Here is a 17219-nt window from a genome sequence, read left to right on the forward strand (position 1 = left end):
TCTGCAGCCGATATTGGCTGCAGATAAAGCATTGTTCAAATATATCGAGGGAAAAGAATATTATTTTCCAGATGAACATGCATGAACGTTTGGCTTTCCAGATCTTCAAGCCGCTTATATACAAGACGGTAAGAACCGCATGCATCTGCTGGAGGAGTAAAATCAGCTGTAATTACCCTCAATTCCTTTAAAATTGAACCTGCATGATCATGCTCCTTCTCAAGCTCCCGGATATAGCTGATGATTTCTTCGCGATTTTCAACTTTAGGGTCTTCAAGCTTCAGCAGAATCGGAAAAACAGACTCTTCCTCTTTGGAAGTATGTTCAAGAAGCTCGTGCTTCAATTCAAAGAATAATTGATGGACTTTAAGAAGCTCCCCATGGCTTTCTCCATGAACTCTTGATACCTTTGTTACATATGGGCTTAATAGTGATAGTTCTTCTTCAAGAGGACGATGATATCGATTGATGACATGTTCAATAATGTCTTCTGATGTACTGTCTGTCCAAACCTCTAAGTCATCGGTTTGGTTTTCCTTTTGAATTACATCGTTTAATTCGTTAATCAGAACGTCCATATCCGCTGACTGCTCTGAAACAGCACGCGCCAGCGGTATGTTACCGCCGCAGCAAAAATCAATGCGATGACGTTTAAAAACATCGCTTGTCTTTGGAAATTCATTTACGATATCTTTGACCAGACGATCTTCTGTAATTTGTATAGTCATTGAATTCTTCCTCCTTCTATCTTGTGAACTATCTAAAGAATAACCGAATCTCCTTTTTAATTTGGTGATGGGCATCACACTTGCAGGCTTTTAATAAAGTTTTTTGGGTAAAACCCTGCACATATGAAAACTGAAAGTGTGATGATTGTCATGTTATGGATTTTCATGTACGTTTATAATAATTTAATTAGTAAAGACATTAAGAAAAGTGCATAGGAGCTGATATCATGCTGGAAAAAAGAACTCCCATTCCTGTTGCTGAAGCAGTAAAAAAAATTATGGCATATCAATTAAACGGATGTGCAGAATACGTATCCATTAATGAAAGCAGCGGCCGTTTTCTGGCAGAAGATTTAAAAGCGACACATGATGTCCCTCATTTTGATCGTTCACCATATGATGGTTTTGCTGTCCGTTCTGCAGACACAAAGGAAGCTTCAATGGAAAATCCCGTAGTATTTGAGGTGGTAGACCACATTGGGGCGGGGCATGTGACTTCTAAAAACATTGGTCCATTCCAGGCTGTCAGGATCATGACCGGTGCGCAAATGCCTGAGGAATGTGATGCTGTTGTAATGCTTGAACTGGCAAAAGCATACGAAGAAGACGGTAAGAATTATATGTCCATAAAGCGCTCCTATAAAACTGGAGACAATGTTTCCTTCAAAGGAGAAGATGCAAAAAAAGGGGATTCTTTAGTTAAGAAGGGGACAAAGATCAATCCCGGAATTCAGGCCATTCTCGCAACCTTTGGTTATGCTGAAGTGCCTGTTGCCAAAAGGCCTGTTATTGGATTATTTGCAACAGGCACTGAACTATTGGAAGTCCATGAGCCGCTGGAACCGGGGAAAATCAGAAACAGCAATGCTCATATGATCACAGCGCAAATTGAACGGGCCGGCGGGGAAGTTATTTATTATGGAAAGCTTCCTGACGAATTTGAAACATGTTTTAATGCTGTAAAAGAAGCGTTGAACAGCGTGGATATGCTGATTACTACAGGTGGTGTATCTGTGGGCGATTTTGATTATCTGCCGGGCATTTATGAAAAACTTGAGGCAGAGGTGCTGTTCAATAAAGTTGCCATGAGGCCAGGCAGTGTAACGACTGTTGCCCAGCATGAGGGAAAGCTTCTGTTTGGACTTTCGGGAAATCCTTCTGCCTGCTATGTCGGGTTTGAGCTTTTTACAAGACCAATTATCCGGAAAATGCTGTTCTCTGAGAAACCGCACTTAAGGAAAGAAACGGCTGAACTGGTTGCAGAATTTCCAAAAGCAAACCCATTTACACGATTTGTCAGGACGTCTGTAAATTATTTGGAAGGACGACTTGTGGCAGCACCAAGCGGTGTGGATAAATCAAATATTGTGATGAGTCTCGCCGGTGCGAACTCGCTAATGATACTGCCAGGCGGAACGAGAGGCTATGGCAGGGGGGACACCGTTGAAGTACTATTGCTTGAGGATCATGAAGGAAGCGAATGGCCATGGTAAAGGGACCTGTTATCTTTCAGGTATCCGGCTATCAAAACAGCGGAAAAACAACTTTGATAAATAAATTGATTTCCGGATTAAAAGAAAAAGGGCTTTCCGTCATTACCATTAAACATCATGGTCATGGCGGCAAACCGGAAACCCCGGAAGGGAAGGATTCCAGCAGCCATATTGAATCAGGAGCTGCCGCTTCACTTGTAGAAGGGGGAGGCAGACTTCTTATGCATGCTGAGAAGAAAAGCTGGAGCCTGGAGGAGCAGGTAAGGATGGTGCTGCAGCTGCAGCCGGACGTCGTGCTTATTGAAGGTCATAAAAAGGCATCATATTCTAAAGCACTCTTGCTCAGAAGTGAAGAAGATATGCATCTTTTGAAGGAATTGACAAATGTCTGTGCAGTGATCAGCTGGGATGATAACGTAATAAAATCAAACGATGTAAATTTTGAAACGCCGTTTTTCAGCATTGGTGATCCCAAAGGCCCTGATTGGATTGTTGAGTATTTAGTGAGCGAAAGAATGAAAAAAAGATAGAAGCAGAACAGCCCAATTCTATTTTGGGCTGTTTTTAATATCCTCTCAAAATTGAACGTTTTGTGGCGTTGTGTGTATCAGTGATAATCTTCACTTAATATTTACCGGAAAGATTATATATTATAGGCAGAAAGCAGCGGGGAGGTATTATAGATGAAGTTATTTATGCCGAAACAGCATGGCGCCTGGGCAATGCTGATTCTGCCATTTTGGCTCGGAGCAGCTGCATCTGATATTATTTGGTCTCATATCCCGTTTTTTTTAGGATGGATATTACTATATCTGGCTACTTATCCTGGCCTTCTGCTATTTAAAAGAAAAAGAATGGCTTTATATGCAAAATGGACGGCCATTTATCTGGTTCCGGCTATTTTACTCCTTATAATTCCTTTACTGGAAAGGGCATCGATTATCATTTTCGGGTTTCTTATGGTTCCTTTCTTTATTATTAATGCGTTCTATTCTTTCAAAAACAGAGATAGAGCATTGGGCAACGACTTTAGTGCCATTTGTGCATTTTCAATAGCGGGTCTTGCGAGCAGCTATTTGCCGCAGGGGGAAATTTCACCGATGGCCTGGACAGTGTTTGCAGCATCTATTTTATTTTTTGCAGGAAGCACCTTCTATGTAAAATCAATGATCAGGGAAAAGAAAAATAGTTCCTTTAAATGGATTTCCTGGATCTTTCATACTGCGGTACCGATACTTTGGCTCCTGGCGGGCGGATGGATTGTATCTGCTGCGTTTCTTCCCAGCCTTTTCAGGTCCATTGCATTTTACGGGAAGTCATTTACACCTAAAAAAATTGGCGTTTATGAAATTGCTAATGCTTCAATATTCTTCTTCATGTTATTACTTGCCATACACACTTGAGAACCGGCCTGAAAAGGGCGGTTTTTTCAATTTATCAAGAAAAAGGGATAATAAATATTAGAAATCTTTAAAACTTCAGTAAAATAGGTTGCAATTTTTCAAACCAGTTTCTATAATAAGAGAAACATAAATTCATAAATATGTATATAAATGATTAAATATACAACAAAGTGTGAAAGGAGCAGTTATGAACGTTTCAATAATCGGAACAACCGGATATGGGGGTGCTGAATTGCTCCGTATCCTTAAGCAACATCCGGAATTTAACATTAAATCAATTCATTCAACCAAAGAAGACATCCCCATTTGGAATGAATATCCGCATCTATATGGAATATTAGACAAAAATTTGCAGGGAATAGATTCAGATCAAATAGCTGGCCAATCTGATATTGTTTTTCTGGCTACACCATCTGGGATATCTGGAAAACTTGCTGAAGATTTTTCAGGTAAAGACGTTAAGGTAATTGACCTATCCGGTGACCTTCGAATTCCGGCTCAAGCCTATCTGGAGTGGTATAAACACGCTCCTGCAAACGAATCTCTTGTAGAAAAAGCAGTATATGGGCTTCCTGAGTGGCATCATGACGAAATAGCTGCCGCAGACATTATATCTAATCCTGGTTGCTATCCAACAGCTGCCCTCCTAAGTCTTGCACCGGTTGTAAAAGAAAATTTAATAAAAGCAGATAGTGTTGTTATCGATGCAAAATCCGGGGTGTCCGGGGCAGGACGGGCGCTTTCGCGAACAACAAGCTATGCGGAAGCAAATGAAAACCTGCGGGTTTATAAGGTAAACCAGCATCAGCATACACCCGAGATAGAACAGCAGCTGATGAAATGGAATTCCGCATTGATGCCGATCACCTTCACAACCCATCTTCTTCCGATAACAAGGGGCATTATGACAACCAGCTATGTTCAGATGACCAAAGAATACACTTCTTCTCAAATTCTTGAACTTTATCAATCAGTCTATGAAAAACAGCCATTTGTCCGGATTCGTCCGGAAAATACCTTTCCTTCTGTAAAAGAGGTGGCAGGCTCTAATTTTTGCGATATAGGTGTCCATGTGGATTCCAGAACGGGCAGACTGACAATCGTTTCAGTGATTGATAATTTAATGAAGGGTGCTGCCGGGCAGGCTGTGCAAAATGCCAATATTATGAGCGGATTGGATGAAGCAGCGGGTCTCGGATTTGTTCCGCTCTATCCATAAGGAGGAAAGATTAATGCATTTAGTATCTCAAACTGAAGTAACCGAACTGCCGACCGGAAGTATCATAACACCGAAAGGCTTTTCAGCAGCTGGCGTCCATGCCGGGCTGCGCTATTCAAAAAAGGACCTGGGAATTATATTAAGCGATACTCCTGCACAATGTGCAGCTGTCTATACAACAAGCCATTTTCAGGCGGCCCCTCTAAAAGTTACACAGGAAAGCATTGCAGCAGAAGGCCTCATTCAGGCTGTTATTGTAAATAGTGCATGTGCCAATGCCTGTACAGGGGATCAGGGGCTAAAAGATGCTTATCAAATGAGAAAATCAGCTGCAGATAAATTCAATTTAAAGGAGCAGCATGTGGCGGTTGCTTCTACTGGTGTCATAGGGGAGTATATGCAGATGGATAAAATAGAAGAGGGCATTAAGATTCTGAAGCCAGGCAATGAGGCATTACACTCGGACGATTTTCAAACAGCCATATTAACAACGGATTTAGTGATGAAGAAGTGCTGCTATTCGGCAGTAATCGATGGGAAAACTGTTACAATGGGCGGTTCCGCAAAGGGGTCTGGAATGATTCATCCCAATATGGCAACCATGCTTGCGTTTATCACAACAGATGCAAATATAGACTGCAGTGATTTGCAATTTGCTTTAAAACAGGTTACTGATCGAACGTTCAATCAGATAACCGTTGATGGAGATACCTCAACAAATGATATGGTAATGGTCATGGCCAATGGAACCAGCGGTATAAATAAACTTTCCCAGGAACATCCAGATTGGGATGTATTTATACAGATGCTTTCTCTAACAAGTGAAAGTCTTGCCAAACAGATTGCAAAAGATGGTGAGGGAGCAACAAAGCTGATAGAAGTGGTGGTATCGGGAACAAAAACTGATGATGATGCAAGAATGATTGCTAAGCAGATTGTCGGCTCTAACCTTGTTAAGACTGCTATATATGGAGCAGATGCCAATTGGGGCAGAATTATCGGGGCAATTGGACAGAGCCAGCCTGCAATTGATCCGTCTTCGGTGGATATTGCAATCGGACCTATAGTCATGCTGAAAAATAGTGTTCCACTGGCATTTTCAGAAGAAGAAGCAAAAGAGTACTTATCCAATTCTGCCATTCAAATTACTGTAGATCTTCATCAGGGAGCAGGCAAAGGGAGGGCCTGGGGATGTGACTTATCCTATGATTATGTCAAAATCAATGCAAGCTATCGAACCTGAGGGGGATGCCATTTGAAAAGTATAGTCATTAAGTGCGGAGGCAGTGTAATGGAAGAGCTGGGAGAAGCTTTCTTTGATAGTCTTTTAGAGTTGAAGAAGGAAGAATACCAGATTGTTTTTGTTCATGGGGGTGGCCCGGCAATTAACAGCATGCTGGAACTTTATAATATCCCTCATGAATTTGTTAATGGGCTAAGAAAAACGACTCCGGAAGTTCTGGAGGTAGCAGAGATGGTTTTGTCAGGACAATCCAATCGCAAACTTACCTCAATGATCGAACTGCATGGTTTGAGAGGTTTTGGTGTAAATGGCAGTGATGCGGGATTACTAAAGGCAGAATGTATCAATCAGGATGAGCTTGGACTTGTTGGTGAAATAAAAGCTGTTAATCAGTCAGTACTTGAAATGTTATTTAACGAAGACCTGGTCCCTGTCATTACTCCTATTGCAGCTGCAGAAGATGGCACGAAACTGAATATCAATGCCGACTATGCTGCGGCAGCCGTTGCCAATGCCATTAAAGCTGAACATTGCATCTTTGTAACGGATGTAAAAGGAATATTCATTGACGGTAACCTCACTCACCAGCTTGACGCGGATGAAGTTGAACAGCATATTAACGATAAAAAAATTACAGGCGGAATGATTCCAAAAGTTACCTCTGCCTTGAACCTAATCAGTAAAGGACTAAATAGCGTAATGATTGTATCAGGTAAAGAAAAGTTTTATGAGGATGGCATATGGATCGGGACGAACGTATCTGCCAAGAGGGAGGTCTTAACTTGAGTAATCTATTTCCAACGTATGCCCGGTGGGAAGTGGAGCCGGAAAAAGCAGAAGGAAGTTATCTTTTTGATAAAAGCGGTAAGCGCTATTTGGACTTCACCTCAGGAATTGGAGTCTGCAATCTCGGTCACCGTCCAGCAGCTGTACAAAAATCAATCAACGAACAGCTGAATAAATTCTGGCATGTTTCCAATTTGTTCATACAGGATCAGCAGGAGAATGCAGCAAAGGCTCTCTCCGAAGCTGCGGGTATGGATCTTGTATTCTTTGCCAATAGTGGAGCAGAAGCAAATGAAGCAGCGATTAAACTTGCCAGGAAAGCTTCCGGACGGGAAAAAATCATTACTTTTCAGCAATCATTCCACGGGAGAACCTTCGCCACTATGGCTGCAACGGGCCAGGAAAAAATTAAAAAAGGCTATGGTTCTATGCTTGAGACTTTTAAGTATATTCCTTTTAATGATATTAATGCATTGAAGGATGAGATTGATGAGGAAACAGCGGCTGTAATGCTGGAAATTGTACAGGGTGAAGGCGGGATTCACATTGGGAATCAGGAGTTTCTAACAAAAACTGAGCAGCTTTGCAAAGAATATGGAGCGCTGCTGATTGTAGATGAAATTCAGACCGGTATTGGCAGGACGGGTAAAGCCTTTGGATTTCAGCATTTTGACCTCACGCCCGATATCGTAACCGCAGCTAAAGGCCTGGGAAGCGGATTGCCAATCGGCGCTGTGGTTGGAAAAAAAGCATTAGAAGGAGTGTTTGGGCCAGGAAGCCATGGATCAACATTTGGCGGGAACCCGATCAGCATTGCTGCTGCTATTGCAACAATGAAGACAATATTTAATGATGATTTTTTGCAGGACGTTCAGGAAATGAGTGAGTATCTTGCTGTCAAATTGACAGAATCGCTTGAACAGGTTGCAGCTGTTAAGGAGATTCGCTATCTTGGTTTGATGGTCGGTATTGAATCAGATATTCCCCTTCCATCATTGTTAAAGGAATTAAGAGGCAAGGGCTTGCTGGCATTGCCTGCAGGGATAAATGTTTTGAGGCTGCTGCCTCCCTTGACGGCATCCAAATCTGAAATAGATGAAGCGGTACAAATTCTGCAATCCACACTAAAGGAATTTTCAATATCAGCTGTGTAAGCTGTATTATTTTTCAAATGAATGAATAAAAATTAATAAAGTTATATAAATATACAGATATCTTCGAGGTGTTGATAATGGAAGGATACCTTCATTTAAATAGCGGCCATTCCTATAAGGGCCAATGGCTGACAGATAAGCCTGAAAAGGATATAGAAGGGGAAATTGTTTTTTTTACAGGAATGACAGGCTACCAGGAAGTATTGACAGATCCTTCTTATAAGGACCAAATTATTGTGTTTACGTATCCTTTAATCGGAAATTACGGAATAAATGAGAATGATTTTGAGAGCAAGAAACCTCATGTGGCAGGGGTTATTGTATATGAAGGAAGCAGAAATCCTTCACATTACAAATCGGCTTCTTCGCTTCAGGAATACCTTCAGAAATGGAATATTCCATTATTAGGGCATATGGATACTCGATCCATTGTAAAGAAAATCCGTTCAGAAGGCAGCATGCCCGCAAAAATGTCTTCTTCGGAAACATCAGCTAACGGATTGCTGCTTCCAAAGGATGAAAAAGTTTGTAAAGTATCTTCACAAACTATGGAGTGCTTTGGAGAGGGCGGCATTCATATAGTTGTCATGGATTTTGGCGCTAAAAAATCAATTGTGGATTCTTTGCTGAAAAGAGCGTGCAAGGTTACCTCAGTTCCATTTAATACAAGCTTTGAACAGATAAAAAAACTAAATCCAGACGGTGTGGTGCTATCTAACGGGCCTGGAGATCCAAAAGAATTAAAAAGCATACTTCCGGAACTAAAAAAGGTGCTGGAGCTGTATCCGGCATTGGGAATATGCCTTGGCCACCAGCTGGCAGCTTTAGCATTTGGAGGCAACACAAAGAAACTGTCCTTTGGACATAGGGGTGCCAACCACCCGATTGCGGACATGAAGAAGGGCACTGTCTTTATGTCATCACAAAATCATAGCTATGTGGTTGATGAAGAAAGCATATTAGATACAGGGTTTAAAACCCGCTATGTAAACCTTCATGATCAGTCAATTGAGGGACTGATGCATAAGGTGCTGCCAATCCATACAGTGCAATTCCATCCGGAAGCCCATCCGGGACCCGCGGATGGTGATTATATTTTTGATGAGTTTATGAACATGATTCAAGAGGAGAATAGGAGAGTTTTCGCTTATGCCTAAAGACATCAGTATCCAATCCATATTAGTAATCGGCTCAGGCCCGATTGTCATCGGGCAGGCAGCAGAATTTGATTATGCAGGAACACAGGCCTGTGCAGCATTAAAGGAAGAAGGCTATAAGGTTATCCTTGTGAATAACAATCCGGCTACCATCATGTCTGACAAAGCTTTTGCTGATAAAGTCTATTTCGAGCCGATGACTGCTGACAGCCTTGAGAAGATTATAAAGAAAGAACGCCCAGATGGCCTGCTTGCCACACTGGGGGGCCAGACAGGATTAAATCTTGCTTTTAAACTGAGTGAATCAGGTGTGCTTGAACGTTATGGAGTGAAGCTTTTGGGCAGCAGTATTGAATCCATTAAGAAAGGTGAAGACCGGGAAGCTTTTCGTAAACTGATGAAGGAGCTTAACGAACCTGTTCCTGAAAGCATCATTGTCCATGAAGTGGAAGAAGCTATTCAATTTGCCCGTGATATTGGATTCCCTATTATAGTCCGTCCAGCTTATACCCTTGGCGGAACTGGCGGGGGCATTGCAGGGGATTTCGGTGAACTGGCATCCCTGGTGCAGGGCGGCTTAAAAGAAAGTGCAATTAGCCAATGTCTGGTTGAAAAAAGCATAGCAGGGTTTAAGGAAATAGAGTATGAGGTTATGCGGGATTCCCAGAATACGTGCATCACGATATGCAATATGGAAAATATTGATCCTGTAGGGGTGCATACCGGTGATTCAATTGTTGTCGCGCCTTCCCAGACCTTAACGGATGATGAGTACCAGATGCTCCGAACCGCATCCATTAAAATCATTTCAGAGCTGGGCATTATTGGAGGGTGCAACATTCAATTCGCCCTGGATCCGCATAGCAGGAATTATTACTTGATTGAAGTAAATCCAAGAGTCAGCAGGTCATCTGCCCTTGCTTCCAAAGCAACAGGCTATCCAATTGCGAGAATGGCTGCAAAGCTTGCAGTCGGGTATAACTTATCGGAGATCATCAACCCTGTAACAGGAGACACATTCGCAAGCTTTGAACCAGCTCTCGATTATGTCATCGTTAAATTTCCAAAATGGCCTTTTGATAAATTTCCTTCTGCAGACCGCAAGCTCGGAACACAAATGAAAGCCACCGGAGAGGTAATGGGTATTGACCGGAATCTGGAACGGGCTCTTTTAAAAGCAATCCATTCACTTGAAGTGAATGGAATGGATTTAATATCACCTGTCTTATCAGCTAAATCGGCAGATGCGCTTGAGGAACTGCTAGTAAAGCAGACTGACGAAAGATTTTTTACCGTAATTGAATTATTGCGGAGAAATTACACCTTAGAAGCGTTACACTCTATCACACAAATAGATTATTTCTATCTCAATATACTCAATGAAATGGTAAAACTGGAAAAACAAATCTCTGCCTTAACACTTGATGAAGCAACAAAAGAGGAGCTGCAGTTTTTTAAGGAAAAGGGCTTCAGTGATAAGTTTCTTGCGTTGGCATGGAAAGTAACGGAGAAAGCAGTCAGGGAAAAACGGAAAGAGGCTGGCATTCTTCCAGCATATAAAATGGTTGACACATGTGCTGCTGAATTTGAAGCACAATCTAATTATTATTACTCCAGTTACTTTGGCGAAAATGAACAAGTAAAGAGTGATAAGAGGAAAGTGCTTATTATCGGAAGCGGCCCCATCAGGATTGGCCAGGGCATTGAATTTGATTATTGCTCCGTTCAGGGAGTGTTTGCTCTGAAGGATGAAGGCGTTGAAACAATCATGATCAATAATAATCCTGAAACGGTTAGTACGGATTATACAACTGCAGACAGACTGTATTTTGAACCGCTAATCCTTGAGGATATCTTAAATGTGATTGAAGCAGAAGGGATTTCAGAAGTCATAGTGCAACTTGGAGGACAGACAGCTCTCAATCTCGCATCTGAACTGGAGGATTATGGAGTTACCCTGCTTGGAACTGACTCAAAGACCATTGATGCATTAGAGGACCGGAAGCTTTTTTATCAGCTATTGGATGATTTAAATATCCCGAGGATAAAAGGCGATGTCGTCTACTCAGAAGCAGAGCTAAAAGAAGCGGCAGAAAAAATTGGATTCCCGATTCTGGTCCGGCCATCCTATGTTATAGGCGGCAGAGGAATGGAACATATTTCTTCTTCAACTGAGCTGGAACGTTATTTAATGAAAGGTAATGTTCCTTACCCGATTTTAATTGATCAATTCGTGCATGCTGTAGAAGCTGAACTTGATCTGGCAGCAGACGGAAATTATATCTGTGCACCGGCAATTATGGAGCATATTGAAAAAACCGGAGTGCACTCAGGAGACAGTATGTCCGTTCTCCCGCCGCAAAATCTTTCGGAAAATGTCCAGAATAAAATGCTGGCTTACGCAAAAGCGATTGTGCAAAAGCTCCATTATAAAGGACTTATGAATATTCAGTATATCGTGAATGGTGAAGAGGTATTTATACTTGAAATTAACCCTCGTGCAAGCAGAACGGTACCCATTATCAGCAAGGTCACAGGCGTGCAGCTGGTGGAGGTTGCGACAAAAATATTGCTTGGGAAATATAGTTTGTCGAAAGATGAAATTCCGGCTGCTGCAAAACTCCCATTTGTTTGTGTAAAATTCCCGGTCTTCTCGAATTATGCACTAAAGGGATTGGACAGCAAAGTGGGTCCTGAAATGAAATCAACAGGTGAGGGCGTTTCACTGGCGCCAAATTATGAGGAAGCTGTCAGAAAGTCCTTCCATGCTGGTTTAAGTGGTGTAAAGGGCAAATGTGTCGTAATAGCAAACTCTCCAATAACAGAAGAATTAACACATTATATTAATCAGGCTAAAGCTCTGCCAGTTTTCCTGACTCAAGACAATATGGACTGGAATGCCCAGGAAACCTTTGCTTTATACAATCCTGGAATGAGTGAAAGTGATAAAAAAATGAGAGAAATGGGAACCAAAAACAGAATTTTGACTTTCAGTGAAAAGGAGACACTTATTGCCTTATTAAAATCAATGACGGCAGGCGAGTGGGATGTTAAATCCATTGAAGATTGGCAGGGCATTAAAAATAATGAAGGGGAAAAGGAAGTGGGCGTCATATGATTTCAATTCAGGCGGATAAGAGCTTAAATATAAAAGGGAAGGACTTTCTAACACTTGCAGACTTTTCATCAGACGAAATAAAGGGGCTTTTGGAAAAAGCAAAGCAATTAAAAGAAGCTCATCTGCAGGGGGCAGAAACATCTATCCTAAAAGGGAAAATTCTTGGCATGATTTTTGAAAAGTCATCAACACGTACAAGAGTTTCCTTTGAAGCAGGGATGCTGCAGCTTGGGGGCAATGCCTTATATTTAAATAGCCAGGATCTTCAGCTTGGAAGAGGAGAAAGCATTGCGGATACAGCTAAAGTCCTTTCACAATATGTTGATGCGATTATGATCCGCACCTTCTCCCATGAGAAGATCCAGGAACTCGCTTATCATGCGGACATTCCGGTTATTAACGGCCTTACCGATCTTTATCATCCATGCCAGGCTCTTGCCGATCTCCTTACAATTGAAGAGAAAAATGGGGAGTTAAAAGGCCAAAATCTGGCATATATAGGCGATGGCAATAATGTGGCCCATTCTTTAATGATTGCTTCTGCCAAGATGGGGGTAAATATTACGATTGCCTGTCCTGCAGGGTATGAGCCAGATCAATCTGTTCTCCAGCAATCACAAGAGTTCGCTGAACTTAGCGGTTCAAAGGTAACCGTCACACACAATCCTGAAGAAGCCGCTGCGAATGCCGATGCCATCTATACAGATGTCTGGACGAGTATGGGGCAGGAAGCAGAGAATGACAAGAGGCTCAAAGACTTTGCTGATTATCAGGTTAATGAATATCTTGTCCAAAATGCCAAAAATGATTACGTCTTTTTGCATTGCCTGCCTGCCCATCGCGGTGAGGAAGTTACAGCGCAGGTCATAGATGGAAACAATTCCGCTGTCTTTCAGCAGGCTGGGAACAGGCTCCATGTTCAAAAAGCCATTCTTTCAGAGATATTATAATGAAAAAAGCCTTCTCAGCGCAGAGAAGGCTTTTTTCATTAAGATAAGAAATAAACAAGCGGCCCAACAATAAAACAGTAAATCGCAAAATACTTCAGGTTCCCTTTAGCCATAATATTCATAAACCATTTCAGGGAAAAGTAAGATGCAATCAGTGAGGCAATAAAGGCTATTGTATAAGGCAAAGCCAATTCAGATAAATTGGGATCTGTTAAAATGTCGTTGAAGCCCAATATCATTCCGCCGGCACTTACGGGGATATATAAAAGGAAAGAAAACCTTAATGCTGTTTCCTGTTTCATCCCAAGTCCCATAGAGGCTACAATGGTAGCACCGGAACGGCTGATTCCCGGTATCAGTGCAACTGCCTGGGCAAGGCCAACAATGATTGCGTCCTTATAAGATAATTCAGCGTCATTTTTCCGTCCTCGTAAATTCCGGATCAGCCACAGGGCAAGTCCAGTTACGATAAGTGTAATCCCTACTGTTTTAATATTGGCAAGATGATCATCAATAAAATCCTCAAACAAAATGCCAATAACACCTGCGGGGATGGTTCCAATAAACAGGTAAATGATAAACCGAAAATCAGATTCCGATTGTTTATCTTTGGTTGTAACGTATGCAAATCCATTTCGAACCAGTCTTATAATATCCTCTCTGTATATAAGCAAAACAGCTAATAAAGAGGCAGTATTTACAAGAAGGGCAAAGCTGAGGCCTTTAATGTCCAGATCGAAAAAGTACTGGGCAATTTCCAGGTGACCGCTCGATGAAATGGGAATAGGCTCTGTAAATCCCTGAAATAATCCCAAAAACAAGTACTTAAGCAATGTTAGAAAATCAGTCACAGGTAAATCCTCCATTATGAAATCTCATACCTCCCATTTAACAATAAAAAGGACGGCAGAGTAAAGTAATATCATTATCATGCTTTTAAGCGATGCCAATAGTTTCCCTCATGAGAGATGCAAGAATGGAAATAATAATAATTGATTTACGATTAAAGGAGGTATTCAGCATGGGGCAAAACAGACAATTTAAGCCTGGCCAGAAAGCGCCTAATAATGGAATTTATATAGAAATTGGCGAAACAGGAAGCAACGTCAATAATCCACAAATGCTTAAAATGAGAGCAGGGGACCAATTTCCGGAAACATCCAATCATAACCGGCTATGGACATATAAAAGAAAGCCCTGATTGAGATTAATTAAAAGAAAATGGGGAAATAGGAAATAGAGCCATCCCAATAGCGGATGGCTTTTTAGACATGGAAAAAGCTGAAAACTTTACATATGAAAAGAATGAATTATAATGAAATTAAAAGGTCAAAAAAGGTCAAAAGGAGGTCGCATAATGGATGTAAATCGGATGACAGAGCGGCTCCAGGAAGGGTTATTAAATGCGCAGTCCAAAGCTATTAGCGAGCAGCATCAGGAAGTGGATGAAGCCCATTTATTCCTGGCTTTAGTGGAGCAGGAAAACAGTCTTGTTTCATTAATACTGTCAAAAATGCAGATTTCTGCAGAGTCTTTTTCCAATAAAATGCAGGAAGCGCTGAGAAAGAAACCGCAAGTATCCGGATCAGGAACAGAACAAGGGAAACTTTATATAACCGGTAAACTGCAGCGGATGCTGGCGGATGCAGAAAATTATATGAAGACTTATCAGGACGATTTCATGTCAGTGGAGCATGTATTCATGGCTGCTGCAGCGGCTGAAACCGAAACGGCAGCAATTTTAAAGTCATGCGGGATCAGTAAAGAACAAGTGGAGCAGGCGATTAAGGACATTAGGGGGAATCAGAAAGTGACATCGCAAAATCCTGAATCGACATATGAGGCTTTAAAAAAGTATGGAAGAGATCTAGTCTCAGAGGTAAAGAAAGGAAAAGTCGATCCTGTAATTGGCCGGGATAGCGAAATCAGGAATGTCATTCGCATCCTTTCAAGGAAAACCAAAAATAATCCAGTTTTAATAGGCGAACCCGGGGTAGGCAAGACAGCTATTGTCGAAGGATTGGCACAGAGAATTGTACGTAAAGATGTGCCTGAGGGTCTTAAGGATAAAACCATTTTTGCCCTTGATATGAGCGCTTTAATTGCCGGGGCCAAATTCAGGGGTGAATTTGAAGAAAGACTGAAAGCAGTGTTAAATGAGGTTAAGAAAAGCGAAGGCAGAATTCTTCTTTTTATTGACGAACTTCACACTATTGTAGGTGCGGGTAAAACAGAAGGAGCCATGGATGCAGGGAATATGCTGAAGCCCATGCTTGCAAGGGGAGAATTGCACTGTATAGGAGCTACCACACTTGAGGAGCACCGCAAATATATCGAAAAAGATCCTGCCCTGGAACGGCGTTTTCAGCAGGTTTTGGTGCAGGAGCCGGATGCAGAGGATACAATCTCCATTCTCAGAGGGCTGAAGGAGCGCTTTGAAATTCATCATGGAGTCAACATCCACGATCGTGCTTTAGTGGCTGCCGCAACCTTATCAGACAGGTATATTACAGACCGCTTCCTCCCTGATAAGGCGATTGACTTGGTTGACGAAGCCTGTGCCATGATCAGGACGGAAATTGATTCAATGCCATCCGAGCTGGACGAAGTTACAAGAAGGGTCATGCAGCTGGAAATAGAAGAAGCCGCGCTAAGAAAAGAAAGTGATGAAGCAAGCAAACAGAGACTCGGAGACCTCCAAAAAGAACTGGCTGAACTAAAGGATCAGGCAAATAGCATGAAAGCAAAATGGCAGCTTGAAAAAGAAGGAATCCAAAAAGTCCAGGAAAAGCGGGAGCAGCTTGAGATAATGCGCCGTGAATTGGAGGAGGCCGAAAATAACTATGACTTGAATAAAGCTGCAGAACTCCGCCATGGAAGAATCCCTGCATTGGAGAAGGAATTAAAAGAGCTTGAAAATGCAGTTAACGAGAATCAAGGGGACCGTCTGCTGAGAGAGGAAGTCACAGAAGAAGAGATTGCTGGCATTGTGGCAAGGTGGACAGGTATTCCCGTAGTTAAACTTGTTGAAGGAGAACGTGAGAAGCTGCTTCGCCTTGAAAATATACTTCATGAAAGAGTAATTGGCCAGGATGAAGCGGTGCAGCTTGTGTCGGATGCTGTCCTAAGAGCAAGGGCAGGCATTAAAGATCCGAACCGCCCCATTGGCTCTTTCATCTTCCTGGGCCCAACCGGAGTTGGAAAAACAGAATTGGCTAAGGCGCTTGCACAGTCATTGTTCGATAGTGAAGAACAAATAATCAGAATTGATATGTCCGAATATATGGAAAAACATGCTGTATCAAGATTGATTGGTGCGCCTCCGGGGTATGTAGGTTATGAGGAAGGGGGTCAGCTGACAGAAGCTGTCAGAAGGAAGCCATACTCAGTAATCCTGCTTGATGAAATTGAAAAGGCCCATCAGGAAGTATTCAATATCCTCCTGCAGATGCTTGATGATGGAAGGATCACTGACTCACAGGGCCGCACGGTTGATTTTAAAAATACGGTTATCATTATGACTTCCAATATTGGCTCCCACTTTCTTTTGGAACGCTCTGCCAATGGGGCAGATATAACTGAAGAGACCAGAGACAATGTACTTGGACAGCTGAGGAGCCATTTCCGCCCGGAGTTTTTAAACAGAGTGGACGAAATTATCTTGTTTAAGCCTTTAGCTCTCAATGAAATAAAGGGTATTGTATTAAAATTAATTACTCAGCTTCAAGCTAGATTATCAGATCAGCATATTAAGTTAAGTATAAATGATGATGCGAGAGAATATATTGCAGAAAACGGATTTGATCCTGTCTACGGCGCCAGGCCGCTCAAACGGTTTATCCAAAGGAACGTAGAAACAGCCCTCGCCCGCAAAATCATCGCAGGAGAAATTAAAGATCACAGTGAAGTTGTCATATCAGCAGATAACGGCAGAATTGAACTGCTTGTAAAATAAGGCCACAAATGAA

At 42.0% G+C, this 17219-nt stretch carries 14 protein-coding genes; 12 read left to right on the forward strand and 2 right to left on the reverse strand.

Annotation, left to right across the window (positions count from 1 at the left end; translation table 11 throughout):
* Nucleotides 1-35: 35 nt before the first annotated feature.
* A complete protein-coding gene (ric, locus tag PBF_RS03490; RefSeq protein ID WP_035327146.1) occupies nt 36-728 on the reverse strand; it encodes an iron-sulfur cluster repair di-iron protein in 693 nt (230 codons plus the stop codon).
* Between the two features lie 227 nt (nt 729-955).
* Between ric and PBF_RS03495 the strand changes: the two genes are divergently transcribed.
* From PBF_RS03495 to argF, 10 genes are all read left to right on the forward strand, one after another.
* Nucleotides 956-2221, forward strand: a complete 1266-nt coding sequence (locus tag PBF_RS03495) for a molybdopterin molybdotransferase MoeA (protein WP_035327149.1) — start codon at nt 956-958, stop codon at nt 2219-2221.
* Nucleotides 2209-2751, forward strand: a complete 543-nt coding sequence (gene mobB / locus PBF_RS03500) for a molybdopterin-guanine dinucleotide biosynthesis protein B (protein ID WP_035327152.1) — start codon at nt 2209-2211, stop codon at nt 2749-2751. Before PBF_RS03495 ends, mobB begins: the two co-directional genes overlap by 13 nt.
* Before the next feature lie 153 nt (nt 2752-2904).
* On the forward strand, nt 2905-3624 hold the full coding sequence (locus tag PBF_RS03505; protein ID WP_035327155.1) for a YwiC-like family protein: 720 nt from the start codon (nt 2905-2907) through the stop codon (nt 3622-3624).
* A gap of 187 nt (nt 3625-3811) precedes the next feature.
* The gene (argC, locus tag PBF_RS03510) at nt 3812-4843 is read left to right on the forward strand and encodes an N-acetyl-gamma-glutamyl-phosphate reductase (RefSeq protein ID WP_035327158.1); all 1032 of its coding nucleotides are present in this window, start codon (nt 3812-3814) and stop codon (nt 4841-4843) included.
* A gap of 13 nt (nt 4844-4856) precedes the next feature.
* On the forward strand, nt 4857-6086 hold the full coding sequence (gene argJ / locus PBF_RS03515; RefSeq protein ID WP_035327161.1) for a bifunctional ornithine acetyltransferase/N-acetylglutamate synthase: 1230 nt from the start codon (nt 4857-4859) through the stop codon (nt 6084-6086).
* Between the two features lie 12 nt (nt 6087-6098).
* Nucleotides 6099-6872 carry an acetylglutamate kinase gene (gene argB / locus PBF_RS03520; RefSeq protein ID WP_035327163.1) on the forward strand — a complete coding sequence of 258 codons (774 nt, stop codon included), beginning with the start codon at nt 6099-6101 and terminating at the stop codon, nt 6870-6872.
* The gene (locus tag PBF_RS03525; protein ID WP_035327165.1) at nt 6869-8026 is read left to right on the forward strand and encodes an acetylornithine transaminase; all 1158 of its coding nucleotides are present in this window, start codon (nt 6869-6871) and stop codon (nt 8024-8026) included. Before argB ends, PBF_RS03525 begins: the two co-directional genes overlap by 4 nt.
* A 77-nt stretch (nt 8027-8103) precedes the next feature.
* Nucleotides 8104-9183 carry a carbamoyl phosphate synthase small subunit gene (locus PBF_RS03530; RefSeq protein WP_035327168.1) on the forward strand — a complete coding sequence of 360 codons (1080 nt, stop codon included), beginning with the start codon at nt 8104-8106 and terminating at the stop codon, nt 9181-9183.
* Complete coding sequence (locus tag PBF_RS03535; RefSeq protein ID WP_035327170.1) at nt 9176-12301, forward strand: carbamoyl phosphate synthase large subunit; 3126 nt, start codon at nt 9176-9178, stop codon at nt 12299-12301. Before PBF_RS03530 ends, PBF_RS03535 begins: the two co-directional genes overlap by 8 nt.
* Entirely contained in the window at nt 12298-13251 is a 954-nt protein-coding gene (gene argF / locus PBF_RS03540; protein WP_035327172.1) for an ornithine carbamoyltransferase, read from the forward strand. Before PBF_RS03535 ends, argF begins: the two co-directional genes overlap by 4 nt.
* Before the next feature lie 38 nt (nt 13252-13289).
* Here argF and PBF_RS03545 read toward each other — a convergent pair whose 3' ends face one another.
* Nucleotides 13290-14102: an undecaprenyl-diphosphate phosphatase gene (locus PBF_RS03545; protein WP_430515277.1), complete on the reverse strand. Its 813-nt coding sequence runs from the start codon at nt 14100-14102 to the stop codon at nt 13290-13292.
* A gap of 170 nt (nt 14103-14272) precedes the next feature.
* On the opposite strand from PBF_RS03545, the gene PBF_RS03550 reads away from it, so the two are divergent.
* Both PBF_RS03550 and clpB read left to right on the forward strand, forming a co-directional pair.
* Nucleotides 14273-14452: a YjzC family protein gene (locus PBF_RS03550; RefSeq protein ID WP_009331234.1), complete on the forward strand. Its 180-nt coding sequence runs from the start codon at nt 14273-14275 to the stop codon at nt 14450-14452.
* Nucleotides 14453-14608: 156 nt separating this feature from the next.
* A complete protein-coding gene (clpB, locus tag PBF_RS03555) occupies nt 14609-17206 on the forward strand; it encodes an ATP-dependent chaperone ClpB (protein ID WP_035327179.1) in 2598 nt (865 codons plus the stop codon).
* The last annotated feature ends 13 nt before the right edge of the window (nt 17207-17219 follow it).

Source organism: Cytobacillus firmus DS1 (assembly GCF_000565285.1).
Classification (GTDB): Bacteria; Bacillota; Bacilli; order Bacillales; family Cytobacillaceae; genus Cytobacillus; species Cytobacillus firmus_A.